The sequence below is a fragment of the Terriglobia bacterium genome (genome assembly GCA_020072785.1).
GTDB lineage: Bacteria > Acidobacteriota > Terriglobia > Acidiferrales > UBA7541 > Acidiferrum.
This window is the reverse complement of the sequence record JAIQGG010000007.1, coordinates 56,910-74,646: the sequence shown is the minus strand read 5'-3', so window position 1 is coordinate 74,646 and position 17,737 is coordinate 56,910. Positions and strand designations below refer to the sequence as shown.

The window sequence follows — 17,737 nt, the reverse complement described above, 5'->3', positions numbered from 1 at the left end:
ATGACAAGGAGGGAGGACGTGAACAGAGGAGTGGCAACAATTGTTCTGGCGATGTTCGTTTTTTGCGCGGGAGGCGTCCGCGCGCAGACGGCGGAAAAGCAGCCCGCGCCGCCGAAGAAGCTGAAGCGCGCCGACCTGATCGTCTCCGGCGGCACCCTCGTCACCATGGATGCCTCCCGCCGCCTGATCGAGGACGGCGCCATCGTGGTGAAAGGCGACACCATCCTCGCGGTCGGCCCGCGCGCGGAGATCGAGGCGCGCTACACCGCCTCGCGCCGCATCAACGCCCTCGGCAAGCTCGTCCTCCCCGGCCTCATCAACGGCCACACCCACGTGCCCATGACGCTCTTCCGCGGCTTGAAGGACGACGTCACGCTCCAGGAATGGCTGACCAAATTTATCTTTCCCGCGGAAGCCAAAAATGTCACCGAGGAGTTCGTGCGCTGGGGTACGCGCCTCGCCGCCCTGGAGATGATCCGCAGCGGCACCACCACCTTCGCCGACATGTACTACTTCGAGGACGCCATCGCCGAAGAGACCAAGGCTGCCGGCATGCGCGCCATCCTCGGGGAAACCCTGATCGAATTTCCCGCTCCGGACAACAAGACCCCCGCCGAGACCCTCGCCTACACCGAAAAATTCCTGAAGCGCTGGCAGGGCGATCCGCTGATCCACGCCGCCGTAGCGCCGCATGCGATCTATACGAACTCGGAGCAGACCCTGCGCGACTCCGCGGCCCTGGCCCGCAAATATCACGCCCCCATCCTTATTCACCTCGCCGAAACCAAAAAGGAGCTCGAGGACAGCCGCGCCCAAAACGGCGCCACCCCCGTTGCTTATCTCGACCGCATCGGCCTGCTCGGCCCCGACGTCCTCGCCGCGCACTGCATCTGGGTGGACGAAGCCGATCGCAAGCTGCTGGCCGCGCGCCAGGCCGGCTGCGTGCACAATCCTTCAAGCAACATGATGCTGGCCAGCGGCGTTTCGCCCATCCCCGAAATGCGCGCCGCCGGAGTACGCGTGGGCCTCGGCACGGACGGCCCCGCCGGCAGCAACAACGACTTCAACCTCATGGAAGAGATGGACCTCGCCGCCAAGCTCCAGAAAATCTCCAAGATGGATCCGCAGGCGCTCGGTGCGATGGCCGCGCTGGAAATGGCCACGATCGAAGGGGCGCGGGCGCTGCACATGGAAAAGGAGATCGGTTCGCTCGAACCCGGCAAGAAGGCCGACCTCATCGTCATCGGCCTGGACGCGCCGCACGCCGTGCCCATGTATGACGTCTACTCGCAGATCGTCTACGCCCTGAAGGCCAGCGACGTGGAGACCGTGGTCATCGCCGGCCGCACCGTCCTGCAGGCCGGCCGCGTCCTCACCTTGCACGAAAGCGAAGTCATTGCCAAGGCCCGCGAATACGGTAAGAAAGTGGCCGCCTCACTGCAGGAAACAGGGAAGTAGAAAGGACAAAAAGAACGACATGGCTGGGCGCGAACCCGTGCGAATTCCATCGCGTGAAGGTGAGGATTGGGCACGGGAGGAATGTGCACCCTGCCGCCCGCCTCCATTGTGTGGTTACATGGGAGTGCGACGGAGTGAAATGCGAATCGAGATTTCCTTGCGAACAGCGGCAACACGATTTTTCCAGACGATTGCCGCCGGGTGTGCGTTGTTCTTGGTGCTGCCGCTGCTGGCGCTGGCGGCCCCGGCGATCCAGTGCGCTCCGGGCGTGCAGCTGCGCCTGAGCGCGCCGCTATCGACCCAGGGGAGCTTGTTGCTGGTCGAGGTGCGCAGCGCCAAGCCGCTGGCCGAGCTGAAAGGCGAGTGGGGCGGGCGCGCCGTGCCGTTCTGGCGAGAGGATGGGCCGCGCGACCTGCGCCGCGCACTCCTGGGCGTGGACCTCGAGAAGCCGGCGGGGGCCTATGCGCTGACGCTGACGGCGCAAACGCAGCGCGGCGCGGCGGTGAGCTGCCGCGCGCTGGTGCGGGTGAAGGCCGGGCGCTTCGCCACCGAGCGCCTGACCGTGCAGAAACAGTTCGTGGAGCCCAGCCCCGAAGAGCTCAAGCGCGCCCAGGAAGAACTCCAGCGCCTGCGCGAGCTCTTCGACCAGGTCACTCCCGAGCGCCTGTGGCAGGGCGGCTTCCGCGTCCCGCTCGACGGCGTCACCACCGGCGGCAACTTCGGCCGCCGCCGCATCCTCAACGGCCATCCCGGCTCGCCGCACAGCGGCGTGGATTTTCCGGCGGCGGCCGGCACGCCCGTGCATGCGGCGCAGCGCGGCCGCGTGGTCCTGGCCGAGCCGCTCTTCTTCTCCGGCAATACCGTGGTCATAGACCACGGCCTGGGGATTTACACTTTCTACGGCCATCTGGAATCACTCGCCGTCACCGCCGGTGAAGCAGTGGAGGCGGGCGCGCTGCTGGGGAAAGTAGGCGCCACGGGGCGTGTCACCGGACCGCACCTGCACTGGGGCCTGACCGTCAGCCGCGCCCGGGTCGACGCCCTGCAGATCGTCAAGTTGCTTGGGAAAAAATGAGCGAGCGGCAAAGAATGGATTTGCCATCGCGCAGGAGTGACGCACAAAACGCAGGGGCATGCGATTGCGCGCCCCTGCGGGAGAATACGCCGGCAAGTCGCGGCCGTTAGCGGCGAGATCCCCCGCTTCGAGGACTGCTTCTTACTTCCCCGTGTACTCCGGCGGGACCTCTTCTTCGGGCAACTCTTCCGCCTCCGCTTCCCCTTCTTTCCTCGGAAGCACCGTGGCATCTGCGTCCGGAACGTTCTCCACGGCGCTCACCATTTCGGCCTCCCGGTCCTGGCCCTCTTCCACCAGCTCTTCCACGCTCTCGGAATTGCCAATCTGCAAGCGGGAGAGTCCCTGGATATCGCCGGACTGGCCGCCCGAACGTGCTCCCAGCCCCCTCAGCTCGACCGCCGCGATTTCCACGGCCTCGTTCATGCCGCGGAGGGGCTTCTTGCGGACCGGCTTTTTGCGGACCGGCTTTTTGCGGCGTGCCGCTTTCGCGTGAAGGCTCTGCTTTTTGTTGTTTTTGCGGATCGTCTTTTTTCTTGGCATGCGGGTCGTCCATCGCCGGTATTGAGGAAGGGTAGCTCCGGCTAAAGAAAGTTTACCACTTTTCGCCGTTTGTCAACGCCCGCAGGTCTGTCCCCCACCCGCTCCGGCCGGCGCTGGCCGAGGGCAGACCGGCCCCTCGGCTTTTCAGAGATTGTCGAGGAAGAACTGCGTGACGCGGCGGAAGAGCACGATGCGCGCCGGGGGATCGCTGACCGGGTGACCGCGCCCGGGGAAGAGCGCCACCTCCACGTACTTGCCCTTGGCGATCAGTTCGTTGACGAGCGAAAGCGTATTCGCCACATGCACGTTGTCATCGCTCGTGCCGTGGGCGATGAGCAGCTTGCCCTTCAGCCCCTCCACATGGCTGATCGGCGAGGAGTCGCGGTAGCCCTCGGGGTTGTCCTGCGGCCGGGCCATGTAGCGCTCGGTGTAGATGGTGTCGTACTGCCGCCAGGCGGTCACCGGCCCGCCCGCGAAGCCCGCCTTGAAATCGTCGCCGGCCTCGAACAGGGCGTGCAGCGTCATGTGTCCGCCGTAGCTCCAGCCCCAGATGCCGATGCGCCCTGCGTCCACGTAGGGCAGCGAGCGCAGATAGGCCGCGCCGTCGCGCTGGTCGGAGAGCTCCTGCTTACCCAGGTGCAGGTGAATCGGCGTTTCGAAGGCGTGCCCGCGCCCGGCCGAGCCGCGGTTATCCACCGCAAAAATAATGTAGCCCTTCTGGGCCATCATCTGATGCCACAGAAAATTGTTGCCGCCCCAGGCGTTCAGTACCACCTGCGCGCGCGGCCCCCCGTAGGTGTAGACGAGGACCGGATACTTGCGCGCGGGATTGAACTCCGGCGGCTTGATCATCATGGCGTTGAGCTGCGCTCCGTCGCGCGCCGTGACCGTGAGGAATTCCACCGGCGAAAGCCTGTACTCCGCCAGCTCGGCTACCTTGTTTTCGTTGAGCGCAGCCACGAGCGAGCCGTCGGCGCGCAGCAGTTCCTGCCGCGGCGGCGCCTGGGTGTTCGAGTAGGTGTCCACGAAGCTGCGCCCGTCCGGCGCGAAGTTCACCGCGTGCGTGCCCTCTTCGCGGGTGACCCGCGCAAAATCCGTTCCATCCAGCCCCACGCGATAGAGATGCCGCTCCAGCGGGCTCTTTTCCGTGGCGGTGAAGTAGACCAGCCCCTTCGCTTCATCCACCGATTCGATCTGCCGGACCTCCCACTCCCCGCGGGTCAATTGCGCGAGCTGCGTGCCGTTCGTCTGGTACAGATAGAGGTGGCGGTAGCCGCTGCGCTCGCTCGACCACAGGAAGCGCTTGCCATCGCGCAGGAAATTCAGATCGTCGCTGATATTGATCCAGCAGGCATCCTTCTCCGTGAGCACGGCCTGGGTCTGCCCCGTGGCCGCGTCGGCGAAGAGCAACTCCAGCGCATTCTGCGCGCGGTTGAGCCGCTGGATCGCCAGGCGCTTGGAATCCGGCAGCCAGTTCACCCGCGCCAGGTAGATGTCCGTCTCCTTGCCGGTGTCCATCCGGCGCGCCGCGCCGCCCGCGATGCCGGCCACGTACACGTGTACGATGGGGTTGGCGCCGCCCGCCTTGGGATAGCGCATGTACGCCGTCGCGCCAGTGTAGGAGGTGAAGTCCTGGAGGGGGTAACGCGTTACCGGGCGCTCGTCCATTTCGAAATAGGCGATGGCGGAGGAGTCCGGCGCCCACCAGTACGCGGTTTTGTTCTCCAGTTCCTCGGGATAGACCCAGTCCAGCTCGCCCTTGCGCAGGTCCTCCGTGCCGCCGGTGGTGAACGCCCGCGTTTCCCCGCTGGCCACGTTCACCAGCCACAGGTTGTGCTCGCGCAGGAAACTCACCCAGCGCCCGTCGGGCGAAATCTTGGCGTCCGCGATGGCTTCTTTGCCGGTGACCAGGCTGCGCGCGCTCTGTGTCTTCAGGTCGTACCAGGCCAGCGACGTGGCCCCGGCGAAGAGCAGGGCATCGCCACGCGGCGCCCACTGCTCGCTCGCGGGAGCGCGCCGCCCCAGTCCGGTGGCCTGCGTTGGCTGCGCGGGATCCGCCGGCAGCAGGGAGGAAAGTTTTTCCGCGGAGAGCAGCAGGCTGCGCGCGCCTGTCGCCGCGTCCGTCACCCACAGCTCGGTCGCCTCCCCATCCCCCTGGAAATAGGCCAGACGCTGGCCGTCGGGACTCCACGCCAGCCCGCGCAGCAGCCGCCCGCCCAGACTGGGCTGCCCGTAGATGCGCTCCACGGTGAGCGCCTTGCCCGCCGCCGGCGCCGCCGCCGTCTGCGCGACCGCCGGCCGCGCCACCAGCGCTGGCACGCCCAACAGCGCGCACAAGACTACCCACCCAATCCTCCCGCCAATTCTCTGGGAAGCCATGCGACCCTCCTGGGATGTCATCCGTCGTGGTCCTTTGTATTGCGGGAGAACTCCGTAGCGCACCGGGATCGAGCTCGCTGGAACTGAACTCCGCGCCGCTCGCCCCTCCTCACGTCTTTTCCGGCGCCTCGTACAGCTCGATGAGCACGCGGCCGTTCTCGATCGTCGGCGCCAGAAAAAAATTGATCCGCGTTCCGTTCGCCCCGGGCCGCGTTTCCGGATAGACCGGCGGCACGCTGTAGCGCTCCTTCACGATGCGCGTCGCGCGCTCCACGTCTTCCGTGCGGTACTCCACCTGCTGGATGCCTTCGCCCAGTTTCGCCAGATAGCGCGCCACGGCTCCGCTGCCGGCCGGGTCCCGCGTCGTCAGGATGTCCAGGGAGATTCCGCCGTCGAAGTGCAGCTCGAATTCCCGGGCGTCCTGTTCCGCCGGCACCTCGGCCTGCCGCGGCGAGCCGTTGGCCGCGCTGATCCGCGCAAACGTTTCCGGCGTCACGGCGATTCCCACGGTGATCTGCGGCGTGGCTCCGCCGAGCAGCCGCGCCAGTTCCGCATCGCTGCGCCAGCGCCGCACCACCGGCTCGGACAGCGCGCGGCCCGCCTCGTACAGTTCGGCGGCGGCGGCGGCGCGAGCGGAAGCATCCGGTGCGGCAAGTGCAGCAATGGAAGCGGCGAGAGGGTTGGCCATGGTTCGGGAAAACATTCTACCGTGAATTTTCGTTTTGTGGCGCCGCGCGGAATTCATCCTGGCACGGGAGCCCGGCATTCTGCTTTTTAGTTCCTCGCCGCGAACTGCCGCAGCAGCAGGCCGCAACAGCCGCCGTCCTTTACCCTTTTTGCGCGGGAGCATCCGCCTTGCGGGGCGGGCGCAGCAGCGACGCCAGCAGCGCCGCCAGCAGAATTCCCCCGACGATGGCCAGCGAGAGGTGCACGGGAATGTGCACCCACGGCTCCGCGATCATCTTGCTTCCGATGAACAGCAGCACCAGCGCCAGCCCCGTGCTGAGATAGGAGAAATAGTCCAGCACCCCCGCCAGCAGGAAATAGAGCGCGCGCAGACCCAGGATGGCGAAAACGTTGGAGGTGAAGACGATGAACGGGTCGCGCGTGATCCCGAAGACCGCCGGGATGGAGTCCAGCGCGAAGGTTACGTCGGCGGTCTCGATCACCAGCAGCACCAGGAACAGCGGAGTGGCCAGCCAGCGCCCGCCCTCGCGGATGAAAAAGCTTGCGTCGTGGTACTTCTCGGCCACGCGCAGGTGCCTCTTCGCGAACCGAAAGATGATGTTCTGCTCCGGGTGCGCTTCTTTTTCCCGCGCCACCAGCATGTGCAGCCCCGCGTAGAGCAGAAACCCGCCGAACAGATAGGTGATCCACGCGAAGCGCGCCAGCAGCGCCACGCCCGCCGCGATCATCACCCCGCGCATCACCAGCGCACCCAGGATGCCCCAGCCCAGGATGCGATGCTGGTAGCGCGCGTCCACCCGGAACGTCCGGAAGACGATCAGGAAGACGAACAGGTTGTCCACGCTCAGCGATTTCTCGATGACGTAGCCGGTGAAATATTCCAGCGCGGGCTGTGTCCCGTACCAGCGCAGAATCCCCAGCCCGAAGAGCACGGAGATGGCGACCCACACCAGGCTCCAGGCCGCCGCCTCGCGCCAGCGCACCGGGTGTGCATTGCGGTGAAAGACGCCCAGATCCAGGGCCACCGCCAGCAGTACGAAGAGCAGGAATGCGAACCAGTGCCAGGGAGTGCCGATTCCCGCCATCGCTGCTGTGCCGGTCAGAGCTGCCAGGAGTGCCATGAAGAGTGGATGCGCCGGGAATTACGGCGTGGCCGCGTGCGCTTCCGTGCCATTCAGGTTGCTGAGTTCGGCGTGCGTGGTCTGTCCGGCGTTCACCCGCACCGCAACGTCCCAGCGCAGGCGCACGTCGCCCGCGGCGGCGTCCAGCCCCAGCGTGCTCAGCCAGTAGTCGCCCGCCGGGAGGCCGCTGAGGGCGGCCCGGCCATCGAGATCCGTATCGGCCTTGGCCGCCAGATAGCCGGTCTGGGCAAGCTCCGGAATCCGGCGCTCGAGCCGGCGGCGGTGTTCGCTGCGAATCTGGTTCCACTGCTGCGCCGGGTTGACCCCATCGAGATACGCTTCCATACCGCCGAGCGTCTGCAGGTTCGTGGTAATGAATTTGCGCAGCGCCGCCAGATACTCCTCGTGGAGCACTTTGTAGCGCTCGGGGTCCGCGGTCTTGTCGGTTTCCTTGAATTTCGGCCGCGGCAAGCCCTGGGTCACTCCGCCGCTGTTGGAGCGCAGGTAGGCTTCCAGAAATTCCGGGATGGCAATGATGTCATCCGCGGTGAGCATGTCGTCGATCTCGGAGGAGGTGAGATCCATGGCCTCGTGCTTCTTCAGCCACTCCTTCAGCTTCGCGGAGACCTTCAGCCCGTCGATAAACTGTTCGCGCGTCGGCAAGGGATCGGCCGCCTCGGCCTCCCGCGCGATTTCCGCGTAGCTCTTGCGCAGCAGATAAAACGTGAACTGCCGCACCGGCTCGGGCCGCGCTCCCGTCGGCGTGATCCGCGCCTGAAATTCAAGCGCGCCCGTGCCGCCTGGCGCCGCCTGCGCCCGCGCTCCTGGCGCCAGCGCGGCCAACGCCAGCCCCAGAAAAAACCCAGAGAACTTCATTGGAATACGCATCGAGCTCATCCTAGCAGATGCCGGGCACACAGCAGTAGGACTCTTGCGCCCGCTGTTTCTTGATCCCGCCGCCCGCTCCTGGTTCGTCGGAGCGTGGCGCCTGCCCTGAGCCCGCCGAAGGACCGCCGCGCCCGTCTTTCTTCTTCCCCCGCGGCCACTCAGCGATTTCCACGGGGCAGGGAACTCAGCGCTCGCACGCGCACGCCGTCGCGCACCTGGTTCGGCGGATGCGCGATGATCTCCGCGCCGTCTTCGATCCCGAGCAACACTTCCACTTCCGTCTCGCTGCGGTGTCCGATCTCGATCCTGCGCAGCCGCGCCCGCCCGCTTTCGACCGTGAACGCGCTCCATGTCTCGCCCTTCCGGAACACGGCGCTCGCTGGAACCTTCAACACGCCTTCGCCCGCCCACACCACAATCCGCGCTTCCACCCGGTACGCGTCACCCAGCGGTCCCGGGGCTTCCACGAAATCGCCGATCACGTGCACCCGCTTCTCCTCCACCCCCAGCGCCGAGATCTTCGTGAACCCCGCCGGCTCCACCAGGCGCACTTTCGCGCGCAGAGGGTGCTCCCCGCCCCAACCTTCCAGCAGCATCTCCGCACCCGGCGCGATTTTCACCGCATCCGTGGAGAGCACGTCCACCACCACCTCGATCTTCTTTGGATCCCCCAGCACCAGCAGCGGCATTCCCGCGCCCACCACGCGCTCGCTCTCTTCCGTGATATGCAGCACTCGCCCGGCCACCGGCGAGCGCACCGCGACCGGTTTCCGCCTGTCGCCCTGCGTTTCCAGCCCCACCAGCCCGGCGCGCGCCACTTTGATTTCCGCCGCCGCCACCTGCACGGCATATTGCGCCGCCTTCAGCTCTTCGGCCGTGGAACGCTCTGCGGTGCGCACCTGATCCAGCGCCTGCTTGGAGATCACGCCGTTGCGCGCCAGTTGTTCGCCGCGCTGCCGTTCCGTCTGCGCCATATCGTAATCGGCGCGGGCGTGCGCCAGCCGCGCTTCCGCCTGTCGCTGCGCTGCCTCCGCGGCCGCCACCCGTGCCAGCACTTCTTCCCGCTCGCGCTGGCTGAGCGGCGAAGGCTCGATCGTCGCCACCACCTGGTCTTGCTTTACCGCGTCGCCTTCTTCCAGCTGGATGCGCAGCAGCCGCCCCGGAACCGGCGCGGCCACCACGAAGCGATCTTGCGCGCGCGTCTCACCCTCTTCATCCACGGTCACCCGCAGCGCTCCGCGCTCCGCCCGCGCCGTTTCCACGGGCACCGCCGCGGGCCACAGCGCGTAAACCAGGAGCGCCGCCAGCGCCGGCGCGACCAGCCACGCATACGATTTCCGCCGTTTCTTGGGAAAGGGCACGCTATTCCCTCGTCTTCAGCACCGCGATCAGGTCCATGCGCCGCAGCCGCCGGAAGATCAGCAGCCCGGTCAGCGCCGAGGCCGCCGCCACCACGAAAAACGACACCGCGTAGGTCCGCCCGCTGATTACCAGCGGCATCCGGTACAGCTCCGTCTGCATCGCCGCCGTCAGCAGCGCGCAGAACCCATAGCCAAACAAAAACCCCGCCGGCACCGCCAGCAGCGCCAGAAGGCCCTGCTCGCCCAGCAGCATCCAGCCGATCTCCCGCTGCGTGAACCCCAGCACGCGCAGCGACCCCAGTTCCTGCCCGCGTTCGGAGAGCGCTATCCGCGCGCCATTGTAGACCATGCCCACCGCAATTACCGATGCAAACAATACCAGTGCGCCCGTGGAGATACGCAGGCTCTCGGCGATGGTCGCGTAAAAGCTTTGCAGCATTGCTTCCCGCACCGCCACCCCGCTCACCGCCGGCGTCTGCTTCAGCAGCGCGTACAGCCGCGGCGCGGCACGCGCGTCCACCGCCAGGTAGGCTCCGGAAAGCGTATCCCCCTCGCGCAGCATGCGGTTCAGCGCGCGCTTGTCCATATACGCGGAGACTCCGATCAGTTCGTCCACGGTTCCGGCCACGCGCACGCTGCGCACCGGCCGCTTGCCTTCCAGCACTTCGATGGTCAGCTCATCCCCCGGCCGCACCCCGAGAATTTCCGCCAGCTTCGCCGAGAGCACCACGCCTTCCGGAGGCAGCTGCACGGTTTCCAGCCGCCGGTTCACCAGCCGCCGCAGCTCCCCGCCGGGGTCCAGGCCCAGGATTCCCACGCGCCGCGTGCGGTGCTCGTGGCGCAGCCGCGCCGGTACCATGCGGAAAGGTTCGCTGCGCAGCACCCCGGGCAGGTGCTCGATATCGTGCCGCGCCGTGGCTCCCTGCTCGGTGGCAAACGTCAGCGTGACGTCGTCCCGCTGCGCCGTCTGAAATTCCACGCGCACCAGATAATCAATCGCGTCGTAAAAATAGAACCCCACGATCAGGATGGCTACCGCCAGCGACATTCCCAGCACCGTCAGCCCCGCCTTCCACGGCCGCCGCTCCAGGTTGCGTAGGATCATCCGCGTGTAGATCGTGAAATATTCCTGCAGCCCCAGGCGCTCCGCCAGCCCCGCGCGGAACTCCGGAGGCGATTCCGGGCGCATCGCTTCCGCCGGGGGCAGGGCCGCCGCGGCGCGCACCGCCGTCAGCGCGCCCAGCGCCGCCGCAGCGCTGCTCAGCGCAATGGCCATCAGCAGCAGCCCGCCCCCGGCCACGAAGTGCAGCTCTGGAAAACGGAAATAGCCGGCATATAGCCGCGCCAGCCCGCGTCCCAGCCAGATGCCCAGAGGCACGCCTCCCGCTGTTCCCACCAGCACGGCCGCCAGCGCGAACTGCAGGTAATGCACGCCGATCGCGGCATTGCCATAGCCGAACGCCTTCAGCAGCCCCACCGCATTACGCTGCGTGCTCACCAGCCGCGTCAGCACCACATGAATCAGAAACGCCGCCACCCCCAGGAAAATGGTGGGCACGAAAATCCCCGTCACCCGGTCCTGCGCCAGTTCGTCGCTCAGAAAGCGGTGCGAGATCTGGTCTGCCCGCCCGTAGGCCCCCAGCCCGCCGTAGGGCTCGAGCAGGGAATCGAGCCGCGTCAAAACTTCCGCTTCGCTCGCTCCCGGCGCCAGCGTCAGCGCCACGTCGTTGAACGCACCCTCCATCTGGAACGGCGGCCCCAGCGCCTCCCGGCTCATCCACAGCACGCCGAAGCGCCGGTTGTCCGGGAATACTTCCGCGCCGCGTATCTCGTAAACGTATTCCGGCGACAGCACGATCCCCGCGAGGTACAGCCGCTCCCAGCGCCCGTTGATCACCGCCCCCAGCGTGTCGCCGGGCTTCAGCCCGTTGGCATTTGCGAAAGCCTCGCTCGCCAGCACTTCGTTGCCCGCGCCCGGTTCGATCCAGCGCCCCTCGCGCAGGCACAGCGCATTCAACAGCGGCTCGCGCCGTTCCGGGATGGAGACCAGCCGCCCCAGCGCCGGCTCCGCCAGCCCCGGCACGTCCAGCGTCACCTCCTCCACCACCCGCGTCTCCACCGTGGCCACTCCGGGGATCTGGGCCACCCGCGCGGCCAGCGCCCGCGGCGCGCGCTTCACTTGCACGAAAACGTCGGCGAAGTGATACCGCGCGTAGTAGCCGCTCTGCGCCGTGGTGAGCGATTCGTAGGCCCCGCGCATCGTCACGTAGGTGGCGATGCCGCACGCCGCCACCGCGGCGATCGTCAGCACCTGGCTGCGCAGATGCCACAGGTCGCGCACCAGCTTTTTCTGCAGCGCCGTCATGACCGCCTCACCACGCCAGCTCCGCCGGCGTAGCCTTCTTCTCGTTGCGCCGGATCTCCACGATGCGCCCGCTGCTGATGCGGATCACGCGGTCGGCCATCGCCGCGATGGCGGCGTTGTGCGTGATCACCACGGTGATCGTGTGCAACTCGCGGTTCACGCGCTCCAGCACGTCCAGCACCAGCTTGCCCGTGGCGTAGTCCAGCGCCCCGGTGGGCTCGTCGCACAGCAGTACCTCCGGCCGCTTCACCACTGCCCGCGCAATGGCCACGCGCTGCTGTTCCCCGCCGGAAAGCTGCGCCGGAAAGTGCTGCAACCGGTCGCCCAACCCCACCATCCGCAGACACTCTTCCGGGTCCATCGGGTTTTCCGCGATCTCCGTCACCAGCGCCGTGTTCTCCAGCGCCGTCAGGCTCGGTATCAGGTTGTAGAACTGGAAGACGAAGCCGACGTGTTCGCGCCGGTAGCGCGTCAGCTCCTCGGTGTCCGCGGTGGTGAGATTGTGGTCGCGGTAGAAGACTTCGCCGCTGCTCGGCACGTCCAGTCCGCCCAGGATATTCAGCAGTGTCGATTTCCCGCTCCCCGACGGCCCCAGCAGCACCACGAACTCCCCGGGATAAAGGTCCAGGTCCACGCCGCACAGCGCCGGCACTTCCACTTCGCCCATGCGGTAGATCTTGGTGATCCCGTGTACGTGAAAGACGGAATCGGCGCTCTTTTCTTCGGGAGAGTTGACCGCTTCGCGGTCACAGAAAGAGTCGTTGCGGCGGGCTTTGTGCAGGAAGGCCATGACCAGCGACTGCCCTTCGGTCCCGACCATGGTACCGCAGAAGACTCCCGGGCTGCGCTCTCCGAATTTGGGAGCAGATTCCGGATAGAACGAATACCGCCTGTGCTTCATGCTTGGCCTGGCCGGCCATGCCGAGCGGCGGCCGAGAGTTCCAAGATCAGGCGAGGGGTGCAACATGAGTTCATTCCGAGTTGTGGCCATTCCGACAAGAACGGTGAACGCCGTGCGTACGACGCTGCGCTCGCCCGGTTATGGGCACCCAGCGCATACCGAGACAGCCAGCGGACACGGGCCGTGCCGGCATTGCCTGCGCACATTCACTGTCGGTGTTGACCGCCGAATTCTGTTTACCTATGACCCTTTCGAAGAGATCGAGCGTCTTCCCCTGCCGGGGCCTGTTTTCATACATGCCGAAGCCTGCGACCGTTATCCAGAGGATGCCGGCTTTCCGGAGGACCTGCGCTCGCATCCGCTGACGCTCAACGCCTATGGCCGCGGCCGGCGGCTTCTGGCGCGGGAGTTCGTGACGGATGGCAGGCTCGAAGGGGTTGTCGAAGAGCTATTCACACGTGTGGATGTGGATTACATTCAGGTTCGTGACACAGAGGCGGGATGCTACGACTTCCGGATTGAGCGTGAGGATCGTCCGATGACCGGCCGATGATTGGCAACCGCAGTTCTTACTACTGGTTGCGTGAGAGATTCGATCCGAAGAGTGTTAGAAGAGCCGGAAGGTGACTTCGATCGGTACGATCACCGGCACGGGTTTGCCGCTCGGTCCCACGGCCGGCTTGAAGCGCCAGCCCTTCACGGCCTTGATCGCTTCTTCTTCCAGGCCCAGTCCGGGGCCCTTCACGACGGTGATGTTCGTGGCCCGGCCGTCCGCGGTGATGATCACCTGCAGCACGACGGAGCCCATATACTTGGCCTTGCGCGCCTCTTCCGAATACTGCGGGTCCGGGCAATACAGGCACACGGGAATCCCGACGCCGTTCACTCCGGCGCGAAACGCTCCGCCGCCCGTGCCGCCGCCCGAGCCGGGGCCCAGCCCCCCGCCTTCACCCGAGCCGATCCCGCCGCCTTCTCCCGTCCCGATACCGCTGCCCCCGCCCGGCCCATTCGAGAGATTCACCGTGGCCGCCAGCGGATCCCCGTAATTCGAGAGCACCGGATTCGCCACCTTCAATTCCGGCGGTCCCAGCAACGCAGGGTCCATCGGCAGCTTGGGATGCGGGTTCTTGATTGTCGCCGAGGGTGGCGTGAACTGCGTCATGGCAAAGCGCGGCGCCTTGCCCTTCGTCGGCGGCAGGTGCGAGCGGTCGCCTCCGCCACCGCCACCGCCGGCCTTGTTTGCGCCCGCGGGCAGCTTCGAAATGTAGGGAGAGATGTCCAGCGGCGTGACATCAAATTTCGTGTTGGCCTGCGTGGTTTCCGGCATCATGTTGCCGACGATCGGCACCAGCAGCAGCAGGATCACCGCGACGTGCAGCCCGATGGAAATCGCCTGGGTGCGCCCGAAATTCTCGTCCTTTGACCAGATGTCCTTGACCTTGACCGGCTGGCTGGTCACCTTCAGCGGCGGCAACTGCGGCGGGAAGAACGCTTCCTTCACCCGCTGTCCGAAGCTGCCGAAACCCGAGCCCCAGTTCACTTCCAGCCGGCTCGTGCCCGCCGTCCGCGGCAGCGCCGGCTTGCTGCTCAGAAAATCCTTGAGATTCTCGAAGACCCCGCCACCGAAGCTCATCTGCCGGAAGGGTGTGCCCGCGCGCGCCGGCCCTAGCTTCGCCGGACGCTCCAGCAGGAAATCGCGGAAATTGGACCAGAAGTTGTCGAGGATCAGATGGGCGGGCGGTCCGAACCGAGGCACCGCCGACGCCGGCACGGGACCATTCGTCGCGTTCGACGCGCCCGGCGAGGACACTTTCGGCCTCTTTAGATCCGGCGGCAACAGATTGGTAAAAGATTCCGGCACCGTTCTCCCTCAGTTAGACGCGCCAAGCCCCATTCGAGTGCTTGTAATTTCTTTCGATTCGCCCCAGCCGTGCTGGGTTGCACGAGCGAATCGGCTGACACCAGCCAAAGATCATTGTAACATACGCATTTACACTGCTGACCGATGTGCCCACCGTATCACTGGACCTGGGTACGGGTGACGAAGGGACTGAGAAAACACTGACGCCGATGGCCGACCCGCTCGAACTGAAAAAGACGATCAACCTGCCCAGGACCGACTTCCCCATGAAGGCCGGCCTGCCCCTCAACGAACCCAGGCAGCTGGCCGCCTGGCAGCAGGTCCATCTCTACGAGCAGATCCTTGCCGCCCGCAAGGACCGCCCCCTCTTCGTCCTGCACGACGGCCCCCCTTATCCCACCGGCACCATTCATCTCGGCACCGGTCTGAACAAGATCCTCAAGGACATGATCGTCAAGTCCAAGAACATGGCCGGCTTCCAGGCCCCCTACATCCCCGGCTGGGATTGCCACGGCCTGCCCATCGAGACCCAGGTGGAAAAGGAGCTCGGGGGCAAAGGAAAGGTTGCTCCGGCGGAATTCCGGCGCCTCTGCCGGGAATACGCCACGCGCTACGTCGATCAGCACCGCCGCGACTTCAAGCGCCTCGGCGTCTTCGGACGCTGGGAAGAACCCTACTTGACCATGAGCAATCAGTACGAGGCCACCATCGCCGGGGCCTTCCTCGACTTCATCGAAAAGGGCTACGTCTATCGCGGCCGCAAACCCGTTTACTGGTGCATCCACGACCGCACGGCGCTCGCCGAAGCCGAAGTCGAATACGAAGATCACGTCAGCCCCTCCGTGTGGGTGAAATTCGCTGTCGTCGACGGCCGCAAGGGCGGCACCGAAGCCATCGGCAAGGAAGTCAGCGCCATCATCTGGACCACTACCCCCTGGACGCTGCCCCACAACCGCGGTCTGGCCTTTCATCCCGATTTTGAATACGCCATCGTCGAGACCGAGCGCGGCGTCTTCCTCCTCGCCGCCGAGCGCGTTGCCGCTTTTCAGATCGAATGCGGCATTCGGGAAGCCAGGGTTCGCGCCACTTACAAGGGCCGCGACCTCGAAGGCGTGCATTTTCAGCATCCCTTCCTCCCCCTCGAGGTTCCCGGCGTTCTCGCCGACTACGTCACCCTCGATCAGGGCAGCGGCATCGTGCACACCGCGCCGGGCCACGGCGCCGACGACTTCTTCACCGGCCAGCGCTACGGCCTGGAGACTCACGCCCCGCTCGACGACCAGGGCGTCTTCCTCGAAGGCCTCCCCGAGTACAAGGGCAAGGATGTCTTCGCCGCCAACCCCGTTATCGTCAAGCTTCTCGGCGCGCGCGGCGCGCTGCTCGGCCATGCCGAGTACAAGCACAGCTACCCGCACTGCTGGCGCTGCCACAATCCCGTCATCTTCCGCGCCACCGAGCAGTGGTTCATCAAGATGGACCAGGCCGCGCACGGCTCTTCCAAAACCTTGCGCCAGGAAGCCCTCGAAGAGATCCATCGCGTCAAGTGGATCCCCTCCTGGGGCGAAGAGCGCATCCACGAGATGATCGCCGAGCGCCCCGACTGGTGCGTCTCCCGCCAGCGTTTCTGGGGCGTGCCCATCATCGTTTTCTTCTGCGCAGCCTGCGGCAAGCAGCTCGCGGATTTTGCCGCCCTGCGCAACGTCGTAAAGTGGTTCGAAAAAGAGGGCGCCGACGCCTGGTACCGCCACTCGCCGGAAGAGCTGCTCCCCGCCGGAACCACATGTTCCTGCGGCGCCGCCCAATGGAAAAAAGAGAACGACATCCTCGACGTGTGGTTCGATTCCGGCTCCTCGCACCTCGCCGTGCTTACCGGCAAGGGCGAATGGCCCGCCGACGTCTATCTCGAAGGCCCCGACCAGTATCGCGGCTGGTTCCACAGCTCGCTGCTCATCGGCGTCGGCGTCAAGCACCATTCGCCCTACCGCCAGGTGGTCACCCACGGCTGGACCCTCGACGAGCACGGCCGCCCCATGTCCAAATCCCTCGGCAATGTCGTCCTCCCCAGCGAGATCTGCGAGAAGTGGGGCGCCGACCTGCTGCGCCTGTGGGTCGCCTCCCAGGAATACCAGTCCGACGTGAAGATGTCCGACCGCGTCATGACCCAGCTCTCCGAGGCCTACCGCAAGATCCGCAACACCTTCCGCTTCGCTCTCGGCAATCTCGGAGGCTTCGATCCCTCGCGCGATGCTCTCCCCAACGAGCAGCTCGAGGAGATCGACCGCTGGATGCTCGAGCGCACCGCCGAGCTGGTCCAGAAGTGCCGCGAGTGGTACGACGCCTACGAATTCCACCGCGTCTATCACGCCATCCACGACTACTGCGTCGTGGACCTCAGCGCCTTCTATTTCGACGTCCTCAAGGACCGCCTGTACACCAAGGCCCCCCGGAGCGCTTCGCGGCGTTCCGCGCAGACCGCCATCTACAAGATCGCCAGCGCCCTCACGCGCCTGCTCACCCCCATCCTCGTCTTCACTGCTGAGGAGATCTGGCAATATCTGCCCAAGCAGCCCGGCGAACCCTCGAGCGTGCACATCGCCCTCTTCCCGGAAGCGGCCGCGCTGGCCTCCGGCATCAGCAAGGAAGCCGCCGAGAAGTGGGCGCAACTCGCGCGCGCCCGCGCCGCGGTGCTCGTCGCCCTCGAACAGGCCCGCGCCGCCAAGCAGATCGGCGGGTCGCTGGAAGCCAAAGTGATCCTGCACGCCGCAGGCGAAGCCGCCGCGCTGCAAAAGTTGCTCGAGGAAAAGCACGCGGAGCTCCCGGCGCTGTTCATCGTCTCCCAGGCCGTGGTCGCCGCCGCCGCGCCCGAGGGCGCGGCCGCGAGCGAACTGCTCCCTGCCCTGGCCATCAAGATCGAGCGCGCCGACGGCAAAAAATGCGAGCGCTGCTGGAACTACTCAACGCACGTGGGCGAGAACGCCCGCTACCCGGCCGTCTGCGAGCGCTGCACCGAAGCCCTCGCCGAAATCGAGGGACAGGGACCCGCAAGCGTAGCGGTAACCTGACATACTGACTTGCGCTACAACGCACCATCATTGGAGTGC

13 protein-coding genes are annotated in these 17,737 nt (G+C 66.1%); 4 read left to right on the top strand and 9 right to left on the bottom strand.

Features of this window, described 5'->3' with window-relative positions; all coding sequences use genetic code 11:
* Positions 1 to 51 precede the first annotated feature (51 nt).
* Positions 52 to 1,458 carry an amidohydrolase gene (locus tag LAN61_14880; protein MBZ5541800.1) on the top strand — a complete coding sequence of 469 codons (1,407 nt, stop codon included), beginning with the start codon at positions 52 to 54 and terminating at the stop codon, positions 1,456 to 1,458.
* 157 nt (positions 1,459 to 1,615) lie between these two features.
* Complete coding sequence (locus LAN61_14875) at positions 1,616 to 2,533, top strand: M23 family metallopeptidase (protein MBZ5541799.1); 918 nt, start codon at positions 1,616 to 1,618, stop codon at positions 2,531 to 2,533.
* A gap of 141 nt (positions 2,534 to 2,674) precedes the next feature.
* Here LAN61_14875 and LAN61_14870 read toward each other — a convergent pair whose 3' ends face one another.
* The 8 genes from LAN61_14870 to LAN61_14835 form a co-directional block, all read right to left on the bottom strand.
* The gene (locus tag LAN61_14870; protein ID MBZ5541798.1) at positions 2,675 to 3,073 is read right to left on the bottom strand and encodes a hypothetical protein; all 399 of its coding nucleotides are present in this window, start codon (positions 3,071 to 3,073) and stop codon (positions 2,675 to 2,677) included.
* A gap of 144 nt (positions 3,074 to 3,217) precedes the next feature.
* Entirely contained in the window at positions 3,218 to 5,452 is a 2,235-nt protein-coding gene (locus tag LAN61_14865) for a DPP IV N-terminal domain-containing protein (protein ID MBZ5541797.1), read from the bottom strand.
* 109 nt (positions 5,453 to 5,561) lie between these two features.
* Entirely contained in the window at positions 5,562 to 6,140 is a 579-nt protein-coding gene (locus LAN61_14860) for a hypothetical protein (protein ID MBZ5541796.1), read from the bottom strand.
* 139 nt (positions 6,141 to 6,279) lie between these two features.
* On the bottom strand, positions 6,280 to 7,224 hold the full coding sequence (locus tag LAN61_14855) for a TerC family protein (GenBank protein ID MBZ5541795.1): 945 nt from the start codon (positions 7,222 to 7,224) through the stop codon (positions 6,280 to 6,282).
* A 57-nt stretch (positions 7,225 to 7,281) separates the two neighbouring features.
* Positions 7,282 to 8,148: a hypothetical protein gene (locus LAN61_14850; protein ID MBZ5541794.1), complete on the bottom strand. Its 867-nt coding sequence runs from the start codon at positions 8,146 to 8,148 to the stop codon at positions 7,282 to 7,284.
* Between the two features lie 158 nt (positions 8,149 to 8,306).
* A complete protein-coding gene (locus LAN61_14845) occupies positions 8,307 to 9,509 on the bottom strand; it encodes an efflux RND transporter periplasmic adaptor subunit (protein ID MBZ5541793.1) in 1,203 nt (400 codons plus the stop codon).
* 1 nt (position 9,510) lies between these two features.
* Positions 9,511 to 11,874 (bottom strand): ABC transporter permease, encoded by a 2,364-nt coding sequence (locus tag LAN61_14840; GenBank protein ID MBZ5541792.1) that lies wholly within the window; start codon positions 11,872 to 11,874, stop codon positions 9,511 to 9,513.
* A 7-nt stretch (positions 11,875 to 11,881) separates the two neighbouring features.
* Positions 11,882 to 12,664, bottom strand: a complete 783-nt coding sequence (locus LAN61_14835) for an ABC transporter ATP-binding protein (GenBank protein MBZ5541791.1) — start codon at positions 12,662 to 12,664, stop codon at positions 11,882 to 11,884.
* 193 nt (positions 12,665 to 12,857) lie between these two features.
* Here LAN61_14835 and LAN61_14830 point away from each other — a divergent pair, with 193 nt between their 5' ends.
* Positions 12,858 to 13,328, top strand: a complete 471-nt coding sequence (locus tag LAN61_14830; GenBank protein ID MBZ5541790.1) for a DUF1203 domain-containing protein — start codon at positions 12,858 to 12,860, stop codon at positions 13,326 to 13,328.
* Positions 13,329 to 13,382: 54 nt separating this feature from the next.
* Here the strand turns inward: LAN61_14830 and LAN61_14825 are convergent, their stop codons facing one another.
* Positions 13,383 to 14,531, bottom strand: coding sequence for an energy transducer TonB (locus tag LAN61_14825; protein MBZ5541789.1), 1,149 nt, complete (start codon positions 14,529 to 14,531; stop codon positions 13,383 to 13,385).
* 314 nt (positions 14,532 to 14,845) lie between these two features.
* Between LAN61_14825 and ileS the strand changes: the two genes are divergently transcribed.
* Positions 14,846 to 17,698, top strand: coding sequence for an isoleucine--tRNA ligase (ileS, locus tag LAN61_14820; GenBank protein ID MBZ5541788.1), 2,853 nt, complete (start codon positions 14,846 to 14,848; stop codon positions 17,696 to 17,698).
* Positions 17,699 to 17,737: the final 39 nt, after the last annotated feature.

Bases quoted from the DNA above. Each gene is read 5' to 3' on its own strand.
- LAN61_14840 (MBZ5541792.1), bottom strand. From the start codon at position 11,874: ATGACGGCGCTGCAGAAAAAGCTGGTGCGCGACCTGTGGCATCTGCGC.
- LAN61_14850 (MBZ5541794.1), bottom strand. From the start codon at position 8,148: ATGCGTATTCCAATGAAGTTCTCTGGGTTTTTTCTGGGGCTGGCGTTG.
- LAN61_14865 (MBZ5541797.1), bottom strand. From the start codon at position 5,452: ATGGCTTCCCAGAGAATTGGCGGGAGGATTGGGTGGGTAGTCTTGTGC.
- LAN61_14855 (MBZ5541795.1), bottom strand. From the start codon at position 7,224: ATGGCGGGAATCGGCACTCCCTGGCACTGGTTCGCATTCCTGCTCTTC.
- LAN61_14835 (MBZ5541791.1), bottom strand. From the start codon at position 12,664: ATGGCCTTCCTGCACAAAGCCCGCCGCAACGACTCTTTCTGTGACCGC.
- LAN61_14880 (MBZ5541800.1), top strand. From the start codon at position 52: ATGTTCGTTTTTTGCGCGGGAGGCGTCCGCGCGCAGACGGCGGAAAAG.
- ileS (MBZ5541788.1), top strand. From the start codon at position 14,846: ATGGCCGACCCGCTCGAACTGAAAAAGACGATCAACCTGCCCAGGACC.
- LAN61_14860 (MBZ5541796.1), bottom strand. From the start codon at position 6,140: ATGGCCAACCCTCTCGCCGCTTCCATTGCTGCACTTGCCGCACCGGAT.
- LAN61_14870 (MBZ5541798.1), bottom strand. From the start codon at position 3,073: ATGCCAAGAAAAAAGACGATCCGCAAAAACAACAAAAAGCAGAGCCTT.